General features: G+C 35.5%; 20 protein-coding genes, 2 tRNA genes and 4 pseudogenes. 14 read left to right on the top strand and 12 right to left on the bottom strand.

What is annotated here, in order from left to right:
* Nucleotides 1-21: 21 nt before the first annotated feature.
* The 3 genes and pseudogenes from ABWU31_RS05725 to ABWU31_RS05715 all read right to left on the bottom strand — a co-directional run.
* Nucleotides 22-1,422, bottom strand: a pseudogene (locus tag ABWU31_RS05725) (hypothetical protein); the annotation flags it as partial.
* Between the two features lie 10 nt (nt 1,423-1,432).
* A protein-coding gene (locus ABWU31_RS05720; RefSeq protein ID WP_353271144.1) for an IS630 family transposase occupies nt 1,433-2,444 on the bottom strand; the annotation gives its coding sequence in 2 pieces (ribosomal slippage) (nt 1,433-1,981 and nt 1,983-2,444; 1,011 coding nt in all).
* Nucleotides 2,445-2,468: 24 nt separating this feature from the next.
* Nucleotides 2,469-2,843, bottom strand: coding sequence for a hypothetical protein (locus ABWU31_RS05715; RefSeq protein ID WP_353271173.1), 375 nt, complete (start codon nt 2,841-2,843; stop codon nt 2,469-2,471).
* A 146-nt stretch (nt 2,844-2,989) separates the two neighbouring features.
* Here ABWU31_RS05715 and pheS point away from each other — a divergent pair, with 146 nt between their 5' ends.
* From pheS to ABWU31_RS05675, 8 genes are all read left to right on the top strand, one after another.
* Nucleotides 2,990-4,033, top strand: coding sequence for a phenylalanine--tRNA ligase subunit alpha (gene pheS, locus ABWU31_RS05710; protein ID WP_338482735.1), 1,044 nt, complete (start codon nt 2,990-2,992; stop codon nt 4,031-4,033).
* Nucleotides 4,034-5,326 (top strand): bifunctional UDP-N-acetylglucosamine diphosphorylase/glucosamine-1-phosphate N-acetyltransferase GlmU, encoded by a 1,293-nt coding sequence (gene glmU / locus ABWU31_RS05705; RefSeq protein ID WP_077188522.1) that lies wholly within the window; start codon nt 4,034-4,036, stop codon nt 5,324-5,326.
* Between the two features lie 951 nt (nt 5,327-6,277).
* Nucleotides 6,278-6,580 (top strand): 50S ribosomal protein L21, encoded by a 303-nt coding sequence (gene rplU, locus ABWU31_RS05700; RefSeq protein ID WP_006279565.1) that lies wholly within the window; start codon nt 6,278-6,280, stop codon nt 6,578-6,580.
* Between the two features lie 10 nt (nt 6,581-6,590).
* The gene (rpmA, locus tag ABWU31_RS05695; protein WP_006279564.1) at nt 6,591-6,860 is read left to right on the top strand and encodes a 50S ribosomal protein L27; all 270 of its coding nucleotides are present in this window, start codon (nt 6,591-6,593) and stop codon (nt 6,858-6,860) included.
* A gap of 9 nt (nt 6,861-6,869) precedes the next feature.
* Nucleotides 6,870-6,946, top strand: a tRNA-Ile gene (locus ABWU31_RS05690).
* A 57-nt stretch (nt 6,947-7,003) separates the two neighbouring features.
* On the top strand, nt 7,004-8,176 hold the full coding sequence (gene metK / locus ABWU31_RS05685; RefSeq protein ID WP_006279561.1) for a methionine adenosyltransferase: 1,173 nt from the start codon (nt 7,004-7,006) through the stop codon (nt 8,174-8,176).
* 228 nt (nt 8,177-8,404) lie between these two features.
* Nucleotides 8,405-9,238, top strand: coding sequence for an IS5-like element ISWpi1 family transposase (locus ABWU31_RS05680; protein WP_353271068.1), 834 nt, complete (start codon nt 8,405-8,407; stop codon nt 9,236-9,238).
* Between the two features lie 109 nt (nt 9,239-9,347).
* Nucleotides 9,348-10,359 (top strand): IS630 family transposase gene (locus ABWU31_RS05675; RefSeq protein ID WP_265029767.1). Its coding sequence is split into 2 segments (ribosomal slippage): nt 9,348-9,809 and nt 9,811-10,359, totalling 1,011 coding nucleotides; the frame shifts between segments, so codons are not numbered across the junction.
* A gap of 36 nt (nt 10,360-10,395) precedes the next feature.
* Here the strand turns inward: ABWU31_RS05675 and ABWU31_RS05670 are convergent.
* A protein-coding gene (locus tag ABWU31_RS05670) for an IS5-like element ISWpi1 family transposase (protein WP_353271062.1) occupies nt 10,396-11,228 on the bottom strand; the annotation gives its coding sequence in 2 pieces (ribosomal slippage) (nt 10,396-10,859 and nt 10,859-11,228; 834 coding nt in all).
* Between the two features lie 58 nt (nt 11,229-11,286).
* Nucleotides 11,287-12,057, bottom strand: coding sequence for a hypothetical protein (locus tag ABWU31_RS05665; RefSeq protein WP_353271172.1), 771 nt, complete (start codon nt 12,055-12,057; stop codon nt 11,287-11,289).
* A gap of 437 nt (nt 12,058-12,494) precedes the next feature.
* On the opposite strand from ABWU31_RS05665, the gene ABWU31_RS05660 reads away from it, so the two are divergent.
* The 3 genes from ABWU31_RS05660 to gatC all read left to right on the top strand — a co-directional run bounded on the left by ABWU31_RS05660 (nt 12,495) and on the right by gatC (nt 14,934).
* Nucleotides 12,495-13,361, top strand: a complete 867-nt coding sequence (locus ABWU31_RS05660) for an ankyrin repeat domain-containing protein (RefSeq protein ID WP_006280296.1) — start codon at nt 12,495-12,497, stop codon at nt 13,359-13,361.
* Nucleotides 13,362-13,664: 303 nt separating this feature from the next.
* Nucleotides 13,665-14,591: a ribose-phosphate diphosphokinase gene (locus ABWU31_RS05655; RefSeq protein ID WP_353271171.1), complete on the top strand. Its 927-nt coding sequence runs from the start codon at nt 13,665-13,667 to the stop codon at nt 14,589-14,591.
* Nucleotides 14,581-14,934 carry an Asp-tRNA(Asn)/Glu-tRNA(Gln) amidotransferase subunit GatC gene (gene gatC / locus ABWU31_RS05650; protein WP_006279727.1) on the top strand — a complete coding sequence of 118 codons (354 nt, stop codon included), beginning with the start codon at nt 14,581-14,583 and terminating at the stop codon, nt 14,932-14,934. Before ABWU31_RS05655 ends, gatC begins: the two co-directional genes overlap by 11 nt.
* Before the next feature lie 41 nt (nt 14,935-14,975).
* Here gatC and ABWU31_RS05645 read toward each other — a convergent pair whose 3' ends face one another.
* The 6 genes and pseudogenes from ABWU31_RS05645 to ABWU31_RS05620 form a co-directional block, all read right to left on the bottom strand.
* Entirely contained in the window at nt 14,976-16,238 is a 1,263-nt protein-coding gene (locus tag ABWU31_RS05645) for a protein TolB (protein ID WP_353271170.1), read from the bottom strand.
* 5 nt (nt 16,239-16,243) lie between these two features.
* On the bottom strand, nt 16,244-17,878 hold the full coding sequence (locus ABWU31_RS05640; RefSeq protein WP_353271169.1) for a ribonuclease J: 1,635 nt from the start codon (nt 17,876-17,878) through the stop codon (nt 16,244-16,246).
* A gap of 208 nt (nt 17,879-18,086) precedes the next feature.
* Nucleotides 18,087-19,205, bottom strand: coding sequence for a molecular chaperone DnaJ (dnaJ, locus tag ABWU31_RS05635; protein WP_012673045.1), 1,119 nt, complete (start codon nt 19,203-19,205; stop codon nt 18,087-18,089).
* 82 nt (nt 19,206-19,287) lie between these two features.
* Nucleotides 19,288-19,365: transfer RNA gene (locus ABWU31_RS05630), tRNA-Arg, on the bottom strand.
* Nucleotides 19,366-19,428: 63 nt separating this feature from the next.
* Entirely contained in the window at nt 19,429-20,376 is a 948-nt protein-coding gene (locus ABWU31_RS05625) for a hypothetical protein (protein WP_353271168.1), read from the bottom strand.
* A 222-nt stretch (nt 20,377-20,598) separates the two neighbouring features.
* Nucleotides 20,599-20,877, bottom strand: a pseudogene (locus ABWU31_RS05620) (hypothetical protein); the annotation flags it as partial.
* Here ABWU31_RS05620 and ABWU31_RS05615 point away from each other — a divergent pair.
* Nucleotides 20,869-21,279: pseudogene (locus ABWU31_RS05615) on the top strand (IS4 family transposase); the annotation flags it as partial. The pseudogenes ABWU31_RS05620 and ABWU31_RS05615 sit on opposite strands and share 9 nt — an antisense overlap.
* Before the next feature lie 7 nt (nt 21,280-21,286).
* On the opposite strand, the pseudogene ABWU31_RS05610 reads toward ABWU31_RS05615, so the two are convergent.
* Nucleotides 21,287-21,872: pseudogene (locus ABWU31_RS05610) on the bottom strand (DUF6444 domain-containing protein); the annotation flags it as partial.
* Between the two features lie 424 nt (nt 21,873-22,296).
* On the opposite strand from ABWU31_RS05610, the gene ABWU31_RS05605 reads away from it, so the two are divergent.
* Both ABWU31_RS05605 and ABWU31_RS05600 read left to right on the top strand, forming a co-directional pair.
* On the top strand, nt 22,297-22,938 hold the full coding sequence (locus tag ABWU31_RS05605) for a protocatechuate 3,4-dioxygenase (protein WP_006279956.1): 642 nt from the start codon (nt 22,297-22,299) through the stop codon (nt 22,936-22,938).
* A gap of 135 nt (nt 22,939-23,073) precedes the next feature.
* The gene (locus ABWU31_RS05600; RefSeq protein WP_353271167.1) at nt 23,074-24,537 is read left to right on the top strand and encodes a leucyl aminopeptidase; all 1,464 of its coding nucleotides are present in this window, start codon (nt 23,074-23,076) and stop codon (nt 24,535-24,537) included.
* Nucleotides 24,538-24,839 lie beyond the last annotated feature (302 nt).

Raw genomic sequence — 24,839 nt, 5'->3', positions numbered from 1 at the left:
CGTAGGAAAACTGAGCCTGCACTAGCTATAGGCGCGAGAAAGGGGATCGTTTTCACTTACTTGTTCAATAGATTCTATAGAATATTCAGAATATATGAAATAAGCCAAACTCAGAACACATAATGCAGTTAATATTGGTAACCCTATGTTCAATGCTAGCCCAATACTTTCTCTTTTTTCTGGTGGCACTAATCCTTTTAACATTGACACTTTTCCTAACGGAAAATGCCGTAAGCAAAGTGTTGATGCAGATGCTACTATTATAAATAGACAAAAATAAGCCTTTTTTGAGGAAAATACAGTTTTTAATGATGATTTGAGTGTAATGTTAGTAGGTGGTAGAGTTTTAGCTTCATTTGTTGCTGGTGAAAGATCTTTAATTGGTAAAGGGTTTGTAGATTTATGAGGAGTATTTTCATGTTGTGGAGAAGGTTGTTGTATATAAACACCTGAAACTAATTTAAGCAATTGCTCTTTTTTTCTATATACTTGTTTTTGTAAATATTCTTTACCTAAAAGTGAGTTACTAAGAGGTTGTGGCCTTTCGAGTATCTGTAATACTTCTGATATTTCGCCTGGCTCTAATATTGCATGTAATTGTTTATCTTGAAAGTAAACAATATTGAATACTGAGCTGAAAATATTGCAAAATGTTTCTGGATCTTGATTTTTGTATCCACTCATCACTTCAATAAATATTTTATCGAGTTTTTTCCCCCTGTGCTCAATTTGGTTATCTATCATAGCTACTCTAGCATCATTTTGTGCTTGTTTTATGGCTAATGGTTTTTCTTTCTCTGATAGTTCTTTGGTCTGCTTTTTTGACTTCTTTTTTCTGTTAGCCTTAAAATACTCTGTGTGCGAAGTAGTTTGACCGAAATCAGAAATAAGCATTGTGACGTCTTCTATTCTTCTTTCGTCGATTCCATCTTTTTGTGTTACCTTGTCCTGTTTTGTCTCTTGAAGTGTTGGATGGTAAGTCAAAGCCCTCTGGTTTCGTATGGACAGTTTTGGTGGCTGTTGAAAGAAGAATTGTATTGTATTAAAAAAATTGGATAGCCGAAAAGAAGATCCAAACCAAAAAAAATTGTCACGCATTGCAGCAACAACTATTGGAACCCGCATCACTTGCTTTTTACTACTTGTTAAATTATAGCCAAACAGGCCTGTAACTGGTACGATTTGTTTATTTTGTGCATTTTTTTGGTTAGTTTCACTCTGTTCTTTTTTGTCTTCATTTTCAGTTTTTTCTGCATGTTGTAGCTTTTCATTTAGAAATAACTCGATTTGGTACAAGTTGTCCAGGTTAATGTTTTCAACGTCTGTTTGTAGCGTTATCGTTGTGCCCTGCAGAAGGATTTGAGGCGGAGCACTATTTACGAATTCTTCTACAGTTTTATAACTGTTAGTTTTACAGTAGTTATACCAATTCTCATTGTTGTCCAGTCAAATAGGAAACATTGCAGAGTTGTTTAATTGTGGAGCTGGCAAGAGAAGTAATAAATTTGCACAAAGCACCCTCAAGTAGAGCAATTGTATCGTATATTTTATTGCGCAAAATGTTCTGTTTTATATATAACCAAAGCCTCTCAACAGGATTTAGCTCAGGTGAGTATGGAGGTAGGTATATAATGTCGATATTTTTAGGTACCTTTAAATTTTTTGACCTATGCCAACTAGCACAGTCCATAACGAGAAAAGCCTCTCGTGTTTCTAGATATTGCGAAATTTGCTCAAGAAATATGTTCATGCAATCAGTGTTGACATTTGGTGCAAATAAGCTAGAACTCTCTCCATTTCTAGGATTAACTGCACTATAGAGATAGAAATTTTGCCTACCTAATTTTGTTTTAACCTGTGTTCTAATCCCCTTTTTAAACCACCCATGTCCAACTTTTGAATGTGTGCCAAACCGTGATTCATCAAAGAAAAATAGCTCTTTTTCTGGATACTTGCTAATAGCTCCATTGAGATTTTTTTTTGAATTCCTCTTGTTTGCTTTTATCTTGTCCATTATGAACTGGTCTTGGTGTAATATATGAGAATTTCATCTTTTGCATATGGCGGTGTACTGTAGATTTGCTGATATTTAATCCGAACTTTTCCTGGATTCTTATTCTCATTTCTTTAATGGTGATATTAGGATTTTCTTCTATCCACTCTTCAATTTGCTGTAGTTGAGCCTGATTTAATTTAGTTTTTCTACGACGTTGTGAAGGAGCAAACAGTTTTTCTTCTCTGCCAATTTTCAAGAGTTTTACCCACGAAGTTAGTGCGCTTCTTGAAATGCAATATATTTTTGCTACAGCCGTTATACTGTACTTTTTTGCTGCAATTACAGCATTTAGTTTTTTTGAAACATATGCATTATTCATTACTTTCTTCAGCATTTCTTTTGCTGATTCTACTACTTTTTCATCCAATAATTTTGATCTTAATGCCATTTAAACCTCGCTATTTTACTTACTTCAGTATGGCTTTTCTTCCATCATTGTCCATCTGTTTGCCCTGTAATGGGAATTGGTATTATTATATAGTTCACTGCTTTCTTTGGGCACTTTTATGTTGGCTGTAAATTTTTTTTCCCGGGAAAGGCAGATTTTGAAAAAATCAATTAAAGGGTTTATTCGAAATAATCCTATATTAAAGGTGTCTTTATCTGTTGCTGTTAGCTCAAATGAAAATTCTTGTATATTACTTTCAATACTTCTCGAGCGAATAGTACTGATCTTAATTGTTTCGCTAGAAAATGCTTTACTTATGTTTCTGGATTTTTCCTTAAAGAGCTTAGGTAAATCCTCTATTTTATACTTATTCTTAGTTTCAGTATTACTGTTGTGCATAGTTGATACAGCAAATTCATCAACGCAAAGGTAAATAAAAAAGATTAATCAGTCAATAAATTAATAATCAGAATAGGGCAATTTTTCGGATTGTTGATGATATTTAAAATTTCACTATAATGAAAGTTTAAGCCAGCGTTTTTAAGATGAATAAAGAGTTATTAGATGACATACTTTCACTTGAAGATAAAGCAGTTTCCGAAATTGAGAATGCTTCTTCTTTGCAAGATTTAGAAAAAGTTAGGCTATTATATTTGGGAAAAAAGGGTGTAGTTAGAGCGTATTTTGATAACTTAAAAAAGATAGAAAATGCAGAGAAAAAGCGTGATTTAGGTGCAGTGATTAACGCTTTACGTGATAAGATAGATCATCTTATCATGAATAGGGAAAATGTGCTAAAAACAGAAGAAGTTAACTTTAAATTGCAGAACGAGGCGGTTGATATCACGTTGCCCGTTAGACCAGAAAAAATGGGCAAGGTCCATCCACTCAGTAAGGTTATAAATGAAGTAAAGCTTATTTTTGCACATATGGGTTTTAAAGCAGTTGATGGCCCTGATATTGAAGATGAATTTCATGTATTTGATGCACTGAATACTCCAAGTCATCATCCTGCGCGAGAGGAGCAAGATACCTTCTACTTAAAGAATAAAATAAACGATAAAAGAATGGTACTGCGCACTCACACTTCATCTGTACAGATTAGAACCATGGAAAAAACAAAAAAATGCCCAATTAAAATAGTAGCCCCTGGTAGGGTATACAGAAATGACTTTGATGCAACTCATACTCCTATGTTTCACCAGATAGAAGGGTTATATGTCGATGAAAACGTCAATATGGGCCAGTTAAAATTTACTATTCATCACTTCCTTAATAAGTTTTTTGGAGATAAAGGGCTGAAGATACGTTTTCGTAATAGTTTTTTTCCTTTTACTGAACCCTCTGCGGAAGTGGACATAAGTTATAAAGGTAGTAAATGGATAGAAGTGCTTGGATGTGGTATGGTGCATCCAAATGTCTTTCAAAATGTTGGAATAGACCATACTAAATACAACGGTTTTGCGTTTGGCATTGGTATAGAAAGGCTTGCGATGCTAAAATATCAAATCAGCGACCTAAGAAGCTTTTACGATAACAAAATCAGTTGGCTTGATCATTATGGTTTTCATTTTTCATCTTTAAGATAAGTGATAAATAAAGCTCATACTTTTATCATACTTGCTGCCGGGCATGGCAGGCGGATGAATTCAGATTTGCCTAAGGTTCTGCACGAAATAGGCAATTTTTCCATGCTTCAGCATGTCATTTACAATGCAAAACAGTTAAATCCTGAAAATATTGCTGTTGTAGTTGATCTGCCTTTAATTGAAAGACTAAAGTGCTTTAAGGATATACAGTTAATTACACAAGAATTAACACTTGGCACGGGAGATGCGGTCAAAACTGCGATGAGAAACCTAAGAGAATTGCCAGATTCAAGCATAGTTGTTGTGCAGTATGGGGATACTCCGCTCATAAAAAGCAGCACAATAACTAAAATGATTAGTTATTTAGAAGGCAAGGCTCTAGTTTGCCTAGGTTTTAGGACAAGCAATAAAGAATACGGTAGGTTAATTATTGAGAATGGTTCCTTAAGAGAAATCGTAGAAGCAAAGAGTGATAAAAATAATCATGAAGAATTTCTTGCAAATGCTGGAATAATGGTTGCATGTGCAAAGAATTTACGTGAATTGGTGGAGAAAATAGAGTGCAATAGCTCAACTCATGAATATTACTTGACCGATATAGTTTCCATTGCAGTGAAGAGTAATTTAAATGTCGGTTACGTTATTACCGGTGGAGAAGAAGCAACGGGAATAAATAACAGAAATGACCTTATAAAAGCTGAATTTTACTTTCAAGAAAATAAAAGAAAAGTTTTTACCGACTCCGGAGTAACGCTTGTTGCACCAGAGACTGTTTTCTTTTCTCTTGATACGCAAATTGCCAGAGATTCAGTTATTTACCCATATGTTTTTTTCGGTACTGGAGTGAAAATAGAGTCTGGTGCGAAAATACTGCCATTTTCGCATTTAGAAAACTGCTTAATTAAAAGTAATGCTGAGGTCGGTCCATTTACCAGAATACGCGGAAACACAACAATTGGTAATAAGGCAAAAATAGGAAATTTTGTGGAAGTGAAAACAAGTGAAGTTGGTCAAAACACTAGAATAAAACACTTAAGTTATATAGGAAATGCTAAAGTAGGGCAGGAGAGTAATATAGGAGCAGGCACTATTGTTTGTAATTATGATGGGAAAAATAAACATGAAACGAATATAGGGAGCAATTGCTTTGTTGGCGCCAATAGCTCACTAATTGCGCCGCTTAATATTCATGATGAATCTGTAATTGCAGCAGGTAGTGTTATAGTTGAGGATGTACCAGAAAAAAGCCTTGCAATAGCAAGAGAAAAGCAAGTAACTAAGAGAATAAAGTAGTCTAATTTAATTATGTTGTTGTGTCATTTTTAATATTAGACTTCTTGCATAACCATATAACAAACTTTTATTGGGAATAGAAACAAAAAAACTTCCTTGACAAACTCCGCCAGCCCCCTTATCATAACAGTGAAGCTATTGTATTTGCTTTCGCCAATCTGCAGATTAAAAGGTAAGGATTACTTAATGTATCGGCGTCTTATGTTTAATTTTTTGCAGTATATAGATACTGTATGTCTTTACAAAACTTCATCTACATCTAGATTTTTATCTAAATAAGCTGAACGCGCTTATAAAGCGTTACAAGACATCAAAAAATGCCAATACTCGACAGAGATAGTAAAAGACTAGCTAACTCGGGGATTCTTTGTCTTTTTTTCTGCTTAGTAAATTTCTTAAACACTTGCAGCGTAGGTTAGTTGCAATTAAAAGCAGCTGAATTTCGCTTGTCAAGCGTTTAAAACATAAAAAACGCCAATATTTTAAAGCGGATAATAACCCCAGGGTTTCTTTTGCCTTTTTTTTATTTGGTAAATTTCTTAAATATTTATGGCTAAACGACAATCGTCATCCCAGCGGGATCTAGAGATACCGCGGCGGTATGACGGTTAAGTAGGGTGTCATCCTAGTGCTCCTTTTTTTGTCATCCGAGTAGCTTGACACTTGGATGACATCGTCATAAAGGAACAAGTGTCAAGCTACTCGGATGACAGGAGAAGGGGCTACTTGCATGACGGTGTCGGTAAACTTAGAGCTATAATAACTATTTGCCTTTTTTCTGCTTAGGTTATGCAAGAAGTCTACTGTCTGAGAAAAGGTAGATAAAAGATGAAAACAGATAGAAGTATTTTAGTAGCTCAAAAAGAACGTTAAGTCATGCTTTTTATTTATATTGACAGCGTATATGACATCGTTTACGATTAAAGTTAATAACAATAATTTATATTTATCATGTTTGCAGTAATTGAGACTGGTGGAAAGCAATATTTAGTAAAAGAAGGTAGTATAATAAAGGTAGAGAAGTTAGAAGCTGAAGAAAAAAAAGAGGTGGAAATCAATAAGGTGATTTGTATTTCAAATAATGGCTTATCTTATTCATCTAATGCTACTGTTAAAGCTGAAGTGTTGGAGCAGTGCAGGGGGGAAAAAATTATAATCTTTAAGAAGAAAAGAAGAAAAAATTACCGTAGGAAAACTGGTCATAGGCAGTATATAACTGTTCTTCGTATAAATGAAATTAGTCTTCAAAAGTAAGAGGTAAGATATGGCAACTAAAAAATCAGGTGGTAGTTCCTGTAATGGTAGAGATTCAGCGGGTCGTAGGTTAGGAATAAAGAAGAATGGGAAGGTTATTCCTGGTAACATAATTGTGCGCCAAAGAGGCACAAAATTCCATCCTGGGAAGAATGTTGGTATAGGTAAAGATCATACGATTTTTGCTAAAATAGAAGGCTGGGTCAGCTTTAGAAGATCAGCAAATAAAAAGACTTTTATTGATATCGTGCCTACAGATAATATGAAAGCTTCAGCTTGAATAAATCATGGGTCTGTAGCTCAGGTGGTTAGAGCGCACGCCTGATAAGCGTGAGGTCGGAGGTTCAACTCTTCCCAGACCCACCATTTAGTAGTTACTAACTGTGTTTTCTATAGCGGTTTTGATATTGTATAAGCAAAAACATGAGTTTATATAAAAATTTAGTAACCAGTGAATCAGTGGCGGCTGGTCATCCAGATAAAGTAGCAGATCAAATTTCAGATGCAATACTTGATGAGTACCTTTTTACTGATCCTTTTGCGCGAGCTGCAATAGAGACTTTAGTCACCAAAGATAACGTTATTATAGCTGGGGAAGTGTTTGGGCCTAACATCAAAAATAGCAGGATTGAAAGTATTGTACGGAATACAATAAAAGATATTGGTTACAAGCACGATGGGTTCCACTGGAGAAAAGTGAAAGTAAATATATTGCTGCATGAGCAATCAAATGACATTGCAATAGGGTTGGATCAAGGTGCTGGAGATCAGGGCATAATGTATGGCTATGCAACAACAGAGACAGAAAACCTTATGCCGGCACCCATTTTTTATGCACACTCGATTCTGAAAAATATCATGAGCGCAGTTAAAGAAGCAAAACTTGGTCCAGATGCAAAGTCACAAATCACTTTGGCATATGAGAATAACCTCCCGGTACGTGCTGAAAGTATTATTGTCTCAATACAGCACCCTGAGGATTTGGATCAATCAAAAGTAAAAGAAATAATTTACCCTTACATAGTTTCATCTTTACCTGAAGGATGGATGTGTTCTGAGGAAAATCTCTTAGTCAATCCAACTGGTAGATTTGTTATTGGTGGACCGGTTAGTGATTGTGGATTAACCGGACGAAAAATTATGGTTGATACTTATGGAGGTTATATTCCACACGGTGGAGGAGCGTTTTCCGGAAAAGATGCAACCAAAGTTGATAGATCTGCGGCTTATATGGCAAGATATCTTGCTAAAAATATTGTCTTTGCAGGTTTGGCTGAACGTTGTCTTGTGCAACTTTCTTATGCAATTGGTGTATCAAAACCTACTTCATTCTATATTGATACATTTGGTGCGAATAAGGTAGAGGAAAGAGTAATTAAAAAGTTTATCGAGAATAATATAGATTTATCAACAAAAGGCATAATCAAGCATTTATCGCTTAATTGCCCTATATATAAACGTACAGCCTGTTATGGACATTTTGGTAAAGAGTCAGAAAGTGACGGTGGATTTTCTTGGGAAAGCATAAACTTGTCTGCTGATCTTCGTAGAGAATTCAATATAGAAGGTAATAGTAAAATTTCTTTAGATTGCTAAAATTTTTGATTTACAGCCCCATATTTATATACTAGCTTATTGTTAAAGCATAGCACGCTTTTTCATAATAATTATACCGCATTAGTAATAATTTTTATATTCAATTTTTATTGTGAGGCTTATAAAGTGTATAACGAAATAGAAGGAGAACTGTACAACGTAATTGTAAGAGGTTGTCCGGAAACAAGTAAAAGGCTATAATATCTGAAATTTTAGTACGGGGTAAAGATGAGAAAAAAGTATCCAACAGATCTAAGCGAAAGGGAATGGGCAAGAATAGAAAAACACTTCAGAGTATCATACAAGAAAGGAGGAAGGCCGCCAAAGTATAGCAAAAGAGAAATATTAGAAGCAATTTTCTATGTATTGCGTACAGGGTGTCAATGGCGGTATTTACCAAATGATTTTCCGCTATGGAAGACTGTGTATGAGCAGTTCAGGCAATGGAAGAAGCAGGGAATTTTTGAGAAAATGAATTATGAAATTACAAAATATAGTAGAAGAAAAATAGGAAGGAATGAGCAGCCGAGTGCCTGTATAGTAGATAGTCAATCTGTAAAGACTACAGAAAAGGGGGGATCAAAGGCTATGATGGAAGTAAAAAAAGTAAAGGGTAGAAAAAGGCATATAATTACAGACACTCAGGGTTTTATACTAGGTTGTTACGTAGGCGCTGCTAACGAAAATGATAGAGATGGTATTAAAATAGCATTAAACAATATGAGAACAAAATATACTAAAGTTAAAAAAATGTGGGCTGACATGGGATACCAAGGAAGAAATTCAAAGAATCACATAAAGGAAGAATATGACATAGATATTGAAATTGTTACAAGGCCTCCATGTAGATTTTGGGTGCACAAAGATACGCCACCTGAGCTACTACCAACAAGAGAACAAGGGTTTAAAGTACAGCCAAGAAGATGGGTTGTAGAAAGGACTTTTGCTTGGGTTAATAGGAATAGAAGGCTATCGAAGGAGTATGATTTACTCACAACATCCACTGAGAATTTCATATACCTAGCTATGAGTAGGGTTATGTTAAAGAGGGAATATGCTTGAATTTACTAGTTTCCGGACAACCTCTTATACCAATTCCCATTACAGGGCAAACAGATGGACAATGATGGAAGAAAAGCCATACTGAAGTAAGTAAAATAGCGAGGTTTAAATGGCATTAAGATCAAAATTATTGGATGAAAAAGTAGTAGAATCAGCAAAAGAAATGCTGAAGAAAGTAAGGAATAATGCATATGTTTCAAAAAAACTAAATGCTGTAATTGCAGCAAAAAAGTACAGTATAACGGCTGTAGCAAAAATATATTGCATTTCAAGAAGCGCACTAACTTCGTGGGTAAAACTCTTGAAAATTGGCAGAGAAGAAAAACTGTTTGCTCCTTCACAACGTCGTAGAAAAACTAAATTAAATCAGGCTCAACTACAGCAAATTGAAGAGTGGATAGAAGAAAATCCTAATATCACCATTAAAGAAATGAGAATAAGAATCCAGGAAAAGTTCGGATTAAATATCAGCAAATCTACAGTACACCGCCATATGCAAAAGATGAAATTCTCATATATTACACCAAGACCAGTTCATAATGGACAAGATAAAAGCAAACAAGAGGAATTCAAAAAAAAATCTCAATGGAGCTATTAGCAAGTATCCAGAAAAAGAGCTATTTTTCTTTGATGAATCACGGTTTGGCACACATTCAAAAGTTGGACATGGGTGGTTTAAAAAGGGGATTAGAACACAGGTTAAAACAAAATTAGGTAGGCAAAATTTCTATCTCTATAGTGCAGTTAATCCTAGAAATGGAGAGAGTTCTAGCTTATTTGCACCAAATGTCAACACTGATTGCATGAACATATTTCTTGAGCAAATTTCGCAATATCTAGAAACACGAGAGGCTTTTCTCGTTATGGACTGTGCTAGTTGGCATAGGTCAAAAAATTTAAAGGTACCTAAAAATATCGACATTATATACCTACCTCCATACTCACCTGAGCTAAATCCTGTTGAGAGGCTTTGGTTATATATAAAACAGAACATTTTGCGCAATAAAATATACGATACAATTGCTCTACTTGAGGGTGCTTTGTGCAAATTTATTACTTCTCTTGCCAGCTCCACAATTAAACAACTCTGCAATGTTTCCTATTTGACTGGACAACAATGAGAATTGGTATCAGAGGTTGTCCGGAAACTAGTAAATTCAAGCATATTCCCTCTTTAACATAACCCTACTCATAGCTAGGTATATGAAATTCTCAGTGGATGTTGTGAGTAAATCATACTCCTTCGATAGCCTTCTATTCCTATTAACCCAAGCAAAAGTCCTTTCTACAACCCATCTTCTTGGCTGTACTTTAAACCCTTGTTCTCTTGTTGGTAGTAGCTCAGGTGGCGTATCTTTGTGCACCCAAAATCTACATGGAGGCCTTGTAACAATTTCAATATCTATGTCATATTCTTCCTTTATGTGATTCTTTGAATTTCTTCCTTGGTATCCCATGTCAGCCCACATTTTTTTAACTTTAGTATATTTTGTTCTCATATTGTTTAATGCTATTTTAATACCATCTCTATCATTTTCGTTAGCAGCGCCTACGTAACAACCTAGTATAAAACCCTGAGTGTCTGTAATTATATGCCTTTTTCTACCCTTTACTTTTTTACTTCCATCATAGCCTTTGATCCCCCCTTTTCTGTAGTCTTTACAGATTGACTATCTACTATACAGGCACTCGGCTGCTCATTCCTTCCTATTTTTCTTCTACTATATTTTGTAATTTCATAATTCATTTTCTCAAAAATTCCCTGCTTCTTCCATTGCCTGAACTGCTCATACACAGTCTTCCATAGCGGAAAATCATTTGGTAAATACCGCCATTGACACCCTGTACGCAATACATAGAAAATTGCTTCTAATATTTCTCTTTTGCTATACTTTGGCGGCCTTCCTCCTTTCTTGTATGATACTCTGAAGTGTTTTTCTATTCTTGCCCATTCCCTTTCGCTTAGATCTGTTGGATACTTTTTTCTCATCTTTACCCCGTACTAAAATTTCAGATATTATAGCCTTTTACTTGTTTCCGGACAACCTCTAAGTCACTTCCCGGCTATCTAAATGTTTTATAGTTATTGTTGTGTCAAGAATATCTCTCAGAATACCGTTTTCTTTAGCTACTCTTAACACTTTCTCAACAGCTATACTATCTCTACGTAGTATAACATAAGCAAGTGGTGTGTAAGTCACTTCCCGGTCTAGATATTTCATGGTTGTTGTTGTGTTAAGAATATCTTTCAGAATACTGTTCTCTTCAGCTGCTACTAGAATTTCTTTAATAGCTTTGCTATCCTTCCAGAACATAGCATAAGCAAGTGGCGCGTAAGTCACTTCCTTGTTATCTGGATATCTTATAGTTGCTGTTGTGTTAAGAATATCTTTCAGAATACCGTTCTCCTTAGAGACTTTTAAAATTTCTTCAATAGCTATACTATCTTCATATAGTATAGCATAAGCAAGTGGTGTAACAGTTGCTCTCCGACCATCTGGATATTTTATAGTTGTTGTTGCGTCAAGAATGTCTTTCAGAATACCGTTTTCTTTAGCTACTCTTAACATTTTCTCAACAGCTATACTATCTTTACGTAGTATAGCATAAGCAAGTGATATAATAGTTGGTTCTTTACCCCGATGTTTGCTTACTTCCGTAGTAAGAATCCTTTGTTTTTCCTTTTTAGATATTTTTTCTAGTTCTTCAGCAATGCTACTTTTTTTGCCTTTTATTTTTGATGCTAATTTTAAAATACTTTTTTCATCTTTCTCTTTCAATTTCGAATCGTTTACCTGATGAGTCATTTTTTTTCTCAAGGTCTTTCTTATTAAACTAAGCATAACATTTTCTCTCTTCGTGGTTATAATATTTGCTTTTATGAATCAGTTGTGTTGATAATGTATTAATTGCATAGTTCAGACATTGTTTTATAAAGCAAAATTTTAGTAGACCACCTTACAAGAACGTTTCTTGCTAATTCTGAATCCGAAAAAAGGACGCAGTAAAGTTATTTGTAAGGGAAGAATGAAACTTGTAGCTATAGCTAAACTGACTTACGATAATTTGAAAAACCTTCATCCCGCTGCTTGTTAGCGGGATCTAGAGATACCGCGGCGGTATGACGGTTCGCAGTGGTATGACGGTTCGCGGCGGGATGACGATAAGCTCGTCATCCCGCTACATTAATATTGTATTAATAAAAACTTAATAATAATCCTTAATAATATATGAACTAACATGTTCGCAATTTCGTATGACAGAGGAAACAAAAGATGGATATGCTTCCTTATACGTTGCAATTCAGGAAGGTAATATTGAAGCTGCAGAACTACTAATAAAATGTGGCACAAACGTCAATGATCATTATGAACGCAATCGTACGCCACTGCATATTGCCATCGGACGCAAACAATTAGAAATAGCAAAATTGCTGATAAAAAATGGAGCAAACGTTAATGCAAAAACTCAAAATCATGGTAAAGATGATCTAACACCAATGCACTTTGCAGTTTTTGCAAATACGCCAGAATTTATAGAATTACTAGCTAGCCATGGTGCATTGATTAATGAAAGAGAAAGTACCGAAGGGTATACTCCTCTTCACTTTGCTGCTTTATATGGGAACAAAAATATAATACAAGCCTTAATTGATAAGGGACAAGATATTGAAGATGTGGACAATAATGGGCGAACAGCTCTGTTTTTAGCTGCTAGGCAGTGCACTGAAGCAGAAGATGATAGCAGAATAGAAATTATCAAGTATTTGATAGACAAGCTCAAAGCAGATGTAACAAAGAAAGACAATAATAACAATGCAGTACTCTTTCCTGCCGCTAATAATTGCCCTGGAAAAGTGGTAGAATTCATCATTGAGCAATATATAAAAATCTTTGAGTTAGAGAATTTTATCAACCACAAAAATAATGATGGAATGGATGCTTTGGATATTGCGCTGAATAGTGGAAACGAGAAAGCTATTGAAGTATTAAGATCATATGGAGCAGATATCAAGAATAAGGTAGATGGTAGCATTCAAAAAATTACTGCAGAAAAACCAAGTAGTACCCTAGACAGAGCAGAAAGTGCAGAGGTAGCGCCTCCAATTAAGCAAAGAGTATAAAGCTTTTTATAAAGCGATTATAAATTTCAGTAAGTTGCAGAGGCTCTACAATGGGAAGTGTAGTATGTTAGCAGATACAAATGACTAGATAAATTATATTTCATTAAAGTCATTTATCTTGAAACATAAGCAGGATTTTGTATAGTTGTTTCAATTTGGGTCTGTATATTGAAACAACGCGTGAAAATGACAGGTCATTGTACAAGAGGTACCTAATTCACCGACAAGAATGCTAGATAAAGACACTTACATTTCAATTATTTCACAATTTCTGTATAATCTTAAAAACTCAATTAGTGCGTTATGAAGATAATAATAGGTAATGCTAGTAAGGAATTAGGGGAATCAGTAGTTAACCGGCTAGATGTTCAACCATCCTCTGCTTGGATATCAAAGTTTACCGATGGCGAGGTAAATGTAGAAGTAGCAAATGATCTATATAATCAAGAAGTATATATAATACAATCTCTTTCTCCCCCTGTGAATGATAACCTTATGGAGCTTCTGCTCATAATTGATGCAGTAAATAGATTAGGAGCCAAAAGGATAGTAGTAATTATCCCTTATTATGGATATAGCAGGCAAGATAGAATTATCAAGAACAATAATGTGCAGTCTGCTTTAAGTGCCAAATTAGTTGCAAATCTTATTCAAACTGCAGGTGCAAGTAGTGTTGCAGTTATTGATTTGCACTCAAGTCAAATTGAAGGATTCTTTGATGTACCGATAACTAATTTGAACTGCTTTGAAGCATTTGTTGACTCTATACACACGGAAAATTTGGCAATTGTTGCACCTGATGTTGGAGCAATTGGTAGAGCACGTGCTTTTGCAAAGACTTTAGAGGAAAAGTACAAGATAGGGTTAAGTGATAAGATTATTGTAGTAGATAAATATAGGGAGAAAGCAGGCACATCTCAAGTAATGAACATAATAGGAGAAGTTGCAAACAAAAATTGTGTCATTGTTGATGATATAGTTGACTCTGGTGGAACATTGTGTAATGCAGCTCTTGCTTTAAAAAGTTACGGAGCAAAGTCCGTAACTTCATGCATCACACACGGTGTGCTTTCAGGAAGTGCAGTTGAGAAAATCTCTTCCTCTTCTTTAGATAAATTAGTGATTACGGATACCATACTTCACAAATTTGAAAAAACTGGTAAAATAGAAGTTGTTTCGGTCGTAGATATTTTAACTCACTTTATCCAAGGAGGTAACGATGCCAGCTAAGTCAACAGAAGACGTTATTACTTCACTAATAGAATTTGCAAATAAGAGAAAAATAACAATTACCAAGGAAGAAATGCTTAAAATTGCACAGCTTGTAAGGATTAAGTTATCAAATGACGAGATTGATCACTACTCCAAAGAACTGACAATGCTGGATTGGATACACGATACTTTATTGCAAGTTAATACTGAAGGTGTTTCTCCTATGCGTTATGGCAGTATAGACAAGGACATTCATGTACGCGATGATGTTATAAATTCTCAAAATATTAAAGAAGAGATATTGTCCAATACAAAACCTGAGCATGGGTATTTTGTAGTGCCAAAGGTTATAAGCGATTAAAGTAAAATAAGGCTCATATCAAACCTATAATAGATCTACTTTCAAAAATAAGACCAATCCGGTAAAGAAGCATTTGTGGGAGTGGAAACCATTTTTTGATTTTTCTTTACTAAGTCTACTAAATATAGTTTAGAGTTGCTTGGTGATTCTGTTCTTGTAAAAATGATTTCTCTACCATTTGGTAGCCATGCCGGGGATTCAATTTTATGCCCCTCTGAAAGCAGACGTTCTTCTTTGCCATCTGGCTTCATAACTCCTATGTAAAATTTTCCTGACTGAATCTTTGTAAAAGCTATCAGATCTCCTTTTGGCGACCAAACAGGCGTAGCATATCTTCCACTTCCAAAACTAATTCTTTTAGGTTTTTTACTTTTGTTAGTAAAATCGATAACGTACAGTTGCTGACTCCCACTTATATCAGAACTAAAAGCCATATACTTTTGATCTGGAGAAAAAGAGGGAGAAGTGCTTATAGCTGAACCTTTAGTAATTTTTTCTGTCCGTTTACTACTTAAATCTAAAGATAATATATTCGTTTCACCACCCAATGAGTGGGAAATTAAAAGAGATTTACCATCAGGAGAAAATCTTGGTGCAGAAACAACTCCTTCAAATGCGCTGATTATTGATTCAGTGTTATCTTTTAAATTTTTTAATATTATATAACTTTTACCATTTGCGTGCGAGATATAAACAATACCCTTTCCATTTGGTGAGAATCTCGGTGTTGACACAAATCTATCGCCATTTGTTAAGTATTTTATATTACTTCCATCTTGATTCATCACAGCAATTTTACGCACAGATTTGTAGTTGCTATCTTTTTCTTCAGCGATATACGTGATTTTTGTGTTGAAGTGCCCTTTCTCACCAATCAATCTATCATGTATCACATCCGAAACGAGGTGACCAATTTTTCTCCAGTCTTTTGCTGGAAAAACAACTGACTGAGTAAGTAATTCTCTTTTTGTAAAAGCGTCAAATAAACGAAATGATAGCTCTAATGCACTACCAGATATTTCGCTTAAACTTACTGTGACTACAGTATCGCTTTTCCAAGATTTAGATTCAGCTTCCGCGCCACGTTTTACATTAAATAAGCCACAATTAGATAAATTTGTTCCTATTACCTTTGCAATATTTTCGCTTAATTCGCTTTCCAACGCTGTTTTACATGTACATTTAGATACAACAAGACCAATGTTACCAACACTGCTTTTTTTTATATCAACATATAAAGCAGCTTTTGTAAAATAAGGAATAAATAACGAAATAAATAACACCAGATGAACGAATAGCTTCATTCATTTCATACCTGTTCTATCTGAACCTCAATTATAGGTCTTTTTAGTAAATATTCCTTTAAGATACTCAATATTGAACTTTCAATCTTATTTTTAATTTTTTTTGTTGGCTGCAAACTAAACAACGACTCAACTTTCTTGACAATTTTCTGTATGGTAGCTGCATCTTCTAGCACTTCAAAAACACCAGGTACAAATACTTTTGGTTTAGCAAGCAATTTATTTTTCTTGTTTACAACTGCTGTTACCACAATAACTCCGGCATCTCTCATTCTTTTACGCATTTTTATAACACTGCTCTCCGGATGACGTAGCAACATACCATCAATACCAAAGTAGTCAACATCAATTGAATCAACCTTTTCTCCGTTCTCCAAATTAACAATATCACCTGGTGCAATCATTATTGCTTTTGCCACACCGCACTCTTTAGCAAATTTTACATGTGCATGCGTGTGAATATATTCGCCGTGAACTGGAATAGACATCTTCGGTTTTATTAAGGAATACATTTCCTTTAGCTCTTCTCTTGTTGGATGCCCAGAAGCATGAACATGCTCTGTTTTTTCAGTAATAACTTCTACCCCCATCTCAATAAAGGCATTGAGCATGTTGTGCGCACGAGTTTCATTTCCAGGAATGATTTTTGACGAAAAGATCATGGTATCACCTTGCTGCATTTTAAATGCTTGATGACTCTTAACAGCAAGTCTTGCGGTAGCTGCCAGTGGCTCACCTTGACAACCTGTGCAAAGTAGCACCAGTTCTTCCCTTGGAAAATTTACTGCTTCCTTTGCTTCAAGAAACTGAGGAGAATCAGTTAAATAACCACTATCTTGCGCAACTTTCACTATTCTCCATAAAGATCTACCAAGTAAAACTACTTTTCTATTTAGTGCTTTTGCAGCTTGGCTTATCGTTTCAATTCGTGCCACATTTGAAGCGAATAGCGAAACAGCAACTAATTTTTTAGACCGCTTTATTATGTTATAAATATTATTATAAATTTCACCTTCTGACTCAGGGTGATGCTTGCTTAATATATTGGTTGAATCGCAAATTGCTGCAAGCAGGTCACCTTTATCGCCAATTTCTTTTAGACGCTCCATATTAGAAGTTAATCCAACAACAGGTTTTGGATCAAATTTCCAGTCTCCGGTATGGAGTGCACTACCCATTTCAGTGCTAATTAATATTGAATTTGCCTCAGGAATTGAATGAGTTACATTTATAAACTCGACGGTAAAAGGACCCAAATTTATGCTGCCATTTATGTCTACCTCTTTCACAGGCACTATACCTTCCAATCGAAATTCTTTTAGTTTCTCTTTAAGAAAATTAACCGTAAACTTTGTTGTATATATGGAGCACTGCAACTCTTCCCACAAGTGGGGCACTGCACCGCAGTGGTCCTCATGTGCATGTGTAATTATTATTCCAAGTAAATCTTTTTTTCTTTGAGCAATAAAATCTATATCAGCAATGAGCAGCTCAACACCTGGCATAGTTTCATCTGCAAAACCAACACCAAGGTCGATCATAATCCACTTACCTTGGTAATGATATAGGCTAACATTCATCCCGATTCTTCCTACTCCCCCAAGCGGAAGAAATAAAAACTCATTTTTGTTTATATTCATTAAATTTAAATTATTAAAACCTGAGAATAGCAAAACTTCGACCTTAAATAAAGAAATTTATTGCTTTTACATAGTTTTAAGGAACTAAGAAGTTTCTGTTGGCTAATAATAACACTATTGTTAAGTTTTCCATTAATAAGGTCAAAGAATTGCAGGATTAAATGAAAACCCGTAAACAGTTACCCCTTTATGTCATTTAGCAGATTTCTTATTTTTTTTTTACTTTACTAAAAAACCCTTCAGATTGCTGTTGTACACTTGCATTTTCCTCTTCTTCAAGCGCTTTTAATAGTTCAATTTGCTTTTTAGTTAAATTTTTTGGATTTAAAGTCTCAACTATTACCTGTACGTATAAATCACCACGAGCATGTGAGTTCATATATGGCATACCCTTTTCCCTACAACGTAGTTTGGTACCAGTTTGAGTGCCTTCAGGGACCTTTACTTTTATTTTAGCTCCATCAATTGATTGAATATCGATTTCACCACCAAGCACTGCTAGTGTCATTCTTATAGGCACTTTACAGTGTAAATCTGCTTTATTTCTAGCAAAGATTTTATGGAAAATTATTTTCACGTATACGTATAAATCTCCACTTTTTCCACCTTTTGTTCCAGCTTCTCCTTTACCACTTATCCTTACCTTAGCTCCTTCTTCTATGCCTTTTGGAATTGAAACGGATATATTTACTTCATCTCTTCTACGTCCACTTCCACCACATTTCTTACATTTGTTTTGTATTATTTCTCCTTCCCCATAGCATGTAGTACATGTTCTTTCGATGGTAAAAAAGCCTTGTTGAGTTCTAATCCTACCGCTTCCCTGGCATGTGTGGCACTGAACTGGTTTAATTGCTCCTTCGCCACCTGTGCCTTGGCATGTATCACATTTTACATTTGTCACATAATGTATAGGCGCTTGTATTCCTTTAAATGCATCTTCTAAGGTAATTTCAAGATCATAACGTAGGTCTGCTCCAGATACTCCTGTTGTACTTCTTTTTGCTCTCGATCTACTTGCACCACCACCGAATCCTCCACCAAAGAAGTCATTGAATATGTCGCTAAAATCTCCTGCAGAGCTAAAGCCTTGAAATCCACCAGAAGCACCTTCGTGGCCATAACGGTCATAGCCTGCCCTTTTCTCAGAGTCAGACAGAACTTCATATGCAGCTGTTACTTCTTTAAATTTTTCCTCTGCTTCTTGATTGCCAGGATTTCTATCAGGATGATATTTTAATGCTAATTTTTTATACGCTTTTTTTATCTCATCAATACTGGCATTTCTGCCTACTTCCAGCAGATCATAGTAGTCTTTTTTGCTCATATATAATAGTTTAGTGCTTAACCCTTAAAGATAGGTATTACATATATTAATTTCAAGTATGACTTCTGTTTCCTATAAAATGTGGTGCACCCTGAGCGACTTGAACGCCCGACCTTTTGATCCGTAGTCAAATGCTCTAATCCAACTGAGCTAAGGGTGCTTTCACAAAGTTAACTTTAGCAGGTTTTGTAGCTTGATTCAATTAATTTGGCTAAAAATAAAACTATTCATTTCTATCATACGTGAACCCCTCACAATTCTCAGACTGCCGTTTCGCATTAGGATTATCAAATTCACTACAAGGAGGAGCAGTTGGAGTAGTATTAGGATCTTGAGAAAAGTAAGGAGGTGGTGCATCATAACGAGAAGGATCTCCATAACCATGCCCTTGTCTAAGACAGCTATCTACCGCTCCTTTAGCTTTCTCGATATTTTCTGATTCTTCCTCATGCTTCATATGAAAAGCTAAACCACCAGCAAAACATACGAGAGAATTAACGCCAAGGATAGCTAAACCCCACACTGGTAAGACTGGGTAAACAGCACAAGCTACCAAAGCTGCCAAAGAAATAACGCCAACCGCAAATTCTATATTTCTGAACGTTTTAAATTTACTATCCAGGTAATCCATTTTTTCTTCTTTTCTAGCCACTTTTCTGCTGCTGTTATACCAAAAACACATACCAGCATGGAAAGCAACACACACAACTGCAGCTACTATACCCAAAGCTAATAGCTTTCTACTGTCTTCTGATTCTTTTTTATTCTCTTTTCTCCCTTGATGAGTGGTATTACCATTGTTAATATTCGTTATATTATTAACCGTAGTGTGACCACGTCCACCGAATAAAGAATCCATCCAGCATTGTAATAGCAAATAATCCCAAAAGTCTAAACCTCTATTGTGTACATGTATATGTGTAATCTGAGAGCCTGTAGGTTGTGCGTTATTCCCTGCGTTATATTGATCATTTCTGCTTCCTGTATCGTGCCTATTGCTTGAATTTGGATGTGTAAATTTTTCACACGCATTTTTAAAATTCTCCTCACTCCAATTTGTGGTATTTTGCGTATTACAAAATTGTAAAAACTCTTTAACATCACTGTTACTACCAGATTCCTTTATATAGGCTAACGCATACCTTTTTAAAACACTATCACTTGCTACCATAAATACCCTCTTAAGTTAAGATTAAATTAATAAATACTTACTTACTTATTATAACAAGATAACATCTACTTGTCAACTTGAGCCTGATTCAAATATCCGTTCAGAGTGTGGCAGAAGAACTTATTCAAATAAAGTAGGTGGTAAAATATAAACATTTTATAAAGTGAAAAATGGACTTTTCAGACCACTGCCGAGCTAAAAAAGCCCTAAAAACCGTGATACTTAGGCCACTTCTTGCTTAAGCTGTACAATTTCAGCTTGAGAAAGGCCAGTGGATTCAGCTATTAAATTAACAGATACACCAGCTTTAAGTAAATTTTTTGCAACTTCGATTTTTCCTTTCTCTATACCTTCCTCAAGTTTGTATTCAAGAATGGCTTCTTCCTTACGTAGATCCATTATTCTTTCTTCATATGCTACTAAATCTTTTTCATTCCAGCTAAACCTGTCTAATTCATCGTAGGCTAACTTTATTATTGGTGCTTTTTCTGCTATTGCCTTAGATGGAAAATAGAGATATTACATAAAATTTTAAATTCGGTCTCAAAGTTGAAGAATGTAGGCTTGGAATAGCAGAAAGACTAATGAGATATCTAACAGTTGTGAGTATTATTGCTTGGAGGATCTTCTTTATTACATCAATTGCAAGAGCTAACCCAACATTACCATGTACTACTTTATTAGCTGAAGAAGAATGGAAAGTTTTATACGTTAAAATACACAGAAAACCATGTCCAAGTGTAGTTCCCAACATAAAAGAAGCTGTTTCATGAACTTGGAGGCCATTTAGCAAGAAAAAATGACCCAAAACCAGGACCAATTACTCTTTGGAAAGGATATAAACGTCTCTTTGATTTAGCAGAAGGATGGCGACTTGCTCACGAACCTCATATTTGTGGGTAATAGTAAGATTTGATATGCTGCCAACACTTATGTTCAAATTAAAAATGTCATTTATGATACTAGCCACTTCACGCTTTGAGTTTTTGTAAAATCCGCTGAGTGCTGCAATTATAGACTTAACCCTTGGACCAAATGTATCTGGCGTAACACCTTCTGGTAACTTGCTACTTTTTCTTTTTCTGCATCTCCAACAACGACCATGTTCCAATTACTACATAAGGCCTAATTTCCGGAAGATCAACTTTTTGGTGAACATAAGGTTTTTCGCATATTACAAGCTCTCCTCCGCATTCGCAAATATTAGGCAACTCTATTTTTACTACTTTATCCGCTTCCATTGTGGCATGAAAATTTCCTTTATGCCCAACCTGATCGCCAACATTCCTTTTGCTTTTTGGCTTGTCCTTTTTTGTTTTGTACAATTCTTTAGAGCTCGGTAGAGATGAATTTTTCGAGTTTAAACCAAGCCTCTCTTTCAACTCAGCGTTCTCAATCCTCAAGGCCTTATTTTCTGCCTCTAACTCTTCTATCCTCCCTTCCAACTTTTCTATTTTTTGCTGTAAATTTTTGCAAAGTTCTAAAAGGTTTACCACATTACCTCACTTTTGCTCTATGATTATCTTTATTATCTTGCTTTGTCTACCTTATTCTACCACTCCGCTGAACGGATACAATTTACTAAACAGAAAAAAAGGCAAAAGAAACCCTAGGGTAGCTAGTTATTCACTATCCATTTTTTAAGTTGGCGTTTTTTAATGTTTTAAATAGCGCGTTTCAGCTTGTGTAGGTAAAAACCTAGAAATATTGTGAAGACATAAGGTGCACATAGTGCAAAAAATTAAAAATAAGACGCCAACTACGTTGTTTTCTTGCTGTTTAATCTGCACAGATGAAGATAACTGAATACCTTCAGTTTTATGATAAGGGGGCTGGCGAAGGGTGTCAAGCAAGTTTTTTCGTTTCTATTTCCAATAAAAGTTTGTTATATGGTTATGCAAGAAGTCTATTATAAATGAAATGAATGTGAAAAATATCTTATTAGCGTTTTTAGTACAAATGGTATTCAGTTTGCCGCTATTTGCAGCTGATCCTGTTTTGCTCAACTGCATTGAAACTCCAGAAATATATGACCTTGATGCAAGGCCAAAAAATTTTAGCTCTTCAAACAATTTAAGAAGGAAACCTGGTTCTCCAAATAGTGCAACAGGAGAATTAATACACATAGTGGGTAGAATTACTGATATAAACTGTTTACCAATACAAAATGCTGTAGTTTCTATATGGCACGCGAATTCACGCGGCGTGAACCATTACGATAAGAATATAGAGGATGATCCGAATTTTGCTGGATCAGGAAGGTTTGTAGTGAATAATCTTGGCTATTATAATTTTATTACGATAGCACCTGGTAAAATTGGTGATAGAGCTCCACATATCAACTTTCTAGTTCAACATCCGGATTTTCCAGAATTCACAACGCAAATGTTTTTTGCTGACCATAATTGCGATAATTGCGCTGATCCTGTTCTTGAAGATTTTGTTAGTAATGGGCTTGCAAGCCTTCTCATAACACCATTTACTTACAGTGATCAGGTCATAAAAACCTATACGTTTAACATTACCTTGGGCGGATATAATAAGTTCTCTAATAAAAGATAAAAAACCTTGCATGTAAGGGAGTCCATAGTAAACTTAAGTGTTATTGTACTTAGGATGTATATGAAAAATATCTTACTGATGTTTTTGCTATGTTTTATGTACAGTTTACAATTATTTGCAACGGAGATACCAGCAATGAAAATAACAATTTCTAAAATTTCGCCCGATTTTAAAACAATAGTAATGGGTTTATTTGAAGACAACGAAACCGTAAATGATGGCGGAGTTTTGCAAGGAAAACAGGTCATAGATAATATAAAGCAATTTAGCGATTTCAATGGAAGTTTTGGTGAATTTTTCTCTACTGCTTTGCCAGAAGAAAAAAATGTTATAGTTGTTGGACTGGGTAAGAAGGATGAATGGAATGAAAATAAAGAATTAAATATTGGTGGTAAAATATATTGTGAGCTAAGCAGATTAAAAATTAAAAAAGCAGCGGTTTTAATCGAAGGTAGTGCAGCAAATGTTGCATATGGTGCGTTTCTGCGTAGTTTTAAGTTTGATAAGTATAAAACTAAAAAGGATGAGAAAATTACAGAGGTAGAGGAGATTACCGTATTAGTAAAAGATGAACAATTAAGTAATGCTGAAAGATCATTTGAGCACTTAAGGCAAGAAGGTGAGAGTATATTCCTTGCGCGCTCTTTTATAACAGAGCCTCCTAACATTCTATATCCAGAATCCTATGCTGATCATATAAAAAAAGAACTTACTAAGCTTGGCCTTGAAATCGAGGTGCTTGATAAAAAGCAGATGGAAGAGAAAAAAATGGGAGCCTTGCTTGGAGTTGCACAAGGAAGTAGTAAAGAACCAAAATTAGTAGTGATAAAATGGAATGGGGCTTCTAAAGAACAAAAGCCTATAGCTTTTGTTGGTAAAGGTATAACGTTTGACACTGGTGGAGTATCACTCAAACCTTCACGTGGTATGGAGTCGATGAAATATGACATGGCAGGCTCTGCTACTGTGGTTGGGGTGATGCATGCTTTAGCAGGACGAAAAGCAAAAGTAAATGCAATTGGCGTGGTCGCACTTGCAGAAAATGCAGTGGGTGGTAATGCTCAAAGACCAAGTGATGTAGTAACTTCAATGTCTGGAAAAACAATAGAAGTGTTGAACACCGATGCAGAAGGAAGGCTCATACTTGCAGATGCTTTATGGTATACGCAAGATAGATTCTCACCAAAATTTATGATTGATCTTGCAACTTTAACTGGTGCTATAGTGGTTGCACTTGGAAATAACGAATATGCTGGTCTTTTTTCAAATAATGATGAATTAGCAAACCGTCTGATTGATGCAGGAAATGAAGTAAATGAGAAGTTATGGCGTTTTCCTATGAATGAAACTTATGACAAAATTATTGATTCACCGATTGCTGATGTTCAAAACATCGCTCCTGCAGGCTCTGGTGGAGATAGCATAATGGCTGCACAGTTTTTACAGCGTTTTGTGAATGAAACTTGCTGGGCACATTTAGATATCGCAGGCACTGCTTGGCACGAGAAAGGTACTGACATTTGTCCAAGAGGAGCAGTAGGTTTTGGTGTAAGGTTACTTAATAAGTTGGTTGAGAAGTACTACGAAGCCAATGATTAAAGGTCTTTATACTGGATTTATGGCTTAGCTACATGAACGTTTATTTTCGAGGCGCAGCAAATGAAAGTAGCTGATACATATTTCTTTTTTTCTGGATTCCAGTGTCAGCTACTTTCATGACACCCTGACAACCGTCATCCCGCTACTTGTTAGCGGCTGAGATACCGCGAATGAATCGCGGTATGACGGTTCGTGGCGGCGTGACGATAAGCTCGTCATCCCGCTGCTTGTTAGCGGGATCTAGAGATACCGCGGCGGTATGACGTAGGACTGCTGTCATCCCAGTGCTCCTTTTTTTGTCA

The organism is Wolbachia endosymbiont (group A) of Alloplasta piceator (assembly GCF_964028505.1).
Taxonomy (GTDB): Bacteria; Pseudomonadota; Alphaproteobacteria; order Rickettsiales; family Anaplasmataceae; genus Wolbachia; species Wolbachia pipientis.
The sequence above is the reverse complement of the archived record's forward strand: the minus strand, read 5'-3'. Positions and strand labels throughout refer to the sequence as shown.

What these genes read in the sequence shown, in the direction of transcription:
- ABWU31_RS05715 (WP_353271173.1), bottom strand. Translation starts at nt 2,843, where the DNA reads ATGCACAACAGTAATACTGAAACTAAGAATAAGTATAAAATAGAGGAT.
- pheS (WP_338482735.1), top strand. Translation starts at nt 2,990, where the DNA reads ATGAATAAAGAGTTATTAGATGACATACTTTCACTTGAAGATAAAGCA.
- rplU (WP_006279565.1), top strand. Translation starts at nt 6,278, where the DNA reads ATGTTTGCAGTAATTGAGACTGGTGGAAAGCAATATTTAGTAAAAGAA.
- rpmA (WP_006279564.1), top strand. Translation starts at nt 6,591, where the DNA reads ATGGCAACTAAAAAATCAGGTGGTAGTTCCTGTAATGGTAGAGATTCA.
- metK (WP_006279561.1), top strand. Translation starts at nt 7,004, where the DNA reads ATGAGTTTATATAAAAATTTAGTAACCAGTGAATCAGTGGCGGCTGGT.
- ABWU31_RS05680 (WP_353271068.1), top strand. Translation starts at nt 8,405, where the DNA reads ATGAGAAAAAAGTATCCAACAGATCTAAGCGAAAGGGAATGGGCAAGA.
- ABWU31_RS05660 (WP_006280296.1), top strand. Translation starts at nt 12,495, where the DNA reads ATGACAGAGGAAACAAAAGATGGATATGCTTCCTTATACGTTGCAATT.
- ABWU31_RS05655 (WP_353271171.1), top strand. Translation starts at nt 13,665, where the DNA reads ATGAAGATAATAATAGGTAATGCTAGTAAGGAATTAGGGGAATCAGTA.
- gatC (WP_006279727.1), top strand. Translation starts at nt 14,581, where the DNA reads ATGCCAGCTAAGTCAACAGAAGACGTTATTACTTCACTAATAGAATTT.
- ABWU31_RS05645 (WP_353271170.1), bottom strand. Translation starts at nt 16,238, where the DNA reads ATGAAGCTATTCGTTCATCTGGTGTTATTTATTTCGTTATTTATTCCT.
- ABWU31_RS05640 (WP_353271169.1), bottom strand. Translation starts at nt 17,878, where the DNA reads ATGAATATAAACAAAAATGAGTTTTTATTTCTTCCGCTTGGGGGAGTA.
- dnaJ (WP_012673045.1), bottom strand. Translation starts at nt 19,205, where the DNA reads ATGAGCAAAAAAGACTACTATGATCTGCTGGAAGTAGGCAGAAATGCC.
- ABWU31_RS05625 (WP_353271168.1), bottom strand. Translation starts at nt 20,376, where the DNA reads ATGGTAGCAAGTGATAGTGTTTTAAAAAGGTATGCGTTAGCCTATATA.
- ABWU31_RS05605 (WP_006279956.1), top strand. Translation starts at nt 22,297, where the DNA reads ATGAATGTGAAAAATATCTTATTAGCGTTTTTAGTACAAATGGTATTC.
- ABWU31_RS05600 (WP_353271167.1), top strand. Translation starts at nt 23,074, where the DNA reads ATGAAAATAACAATTTCTAAAATTTCGCCCGATTTTAAAACAATAGTA.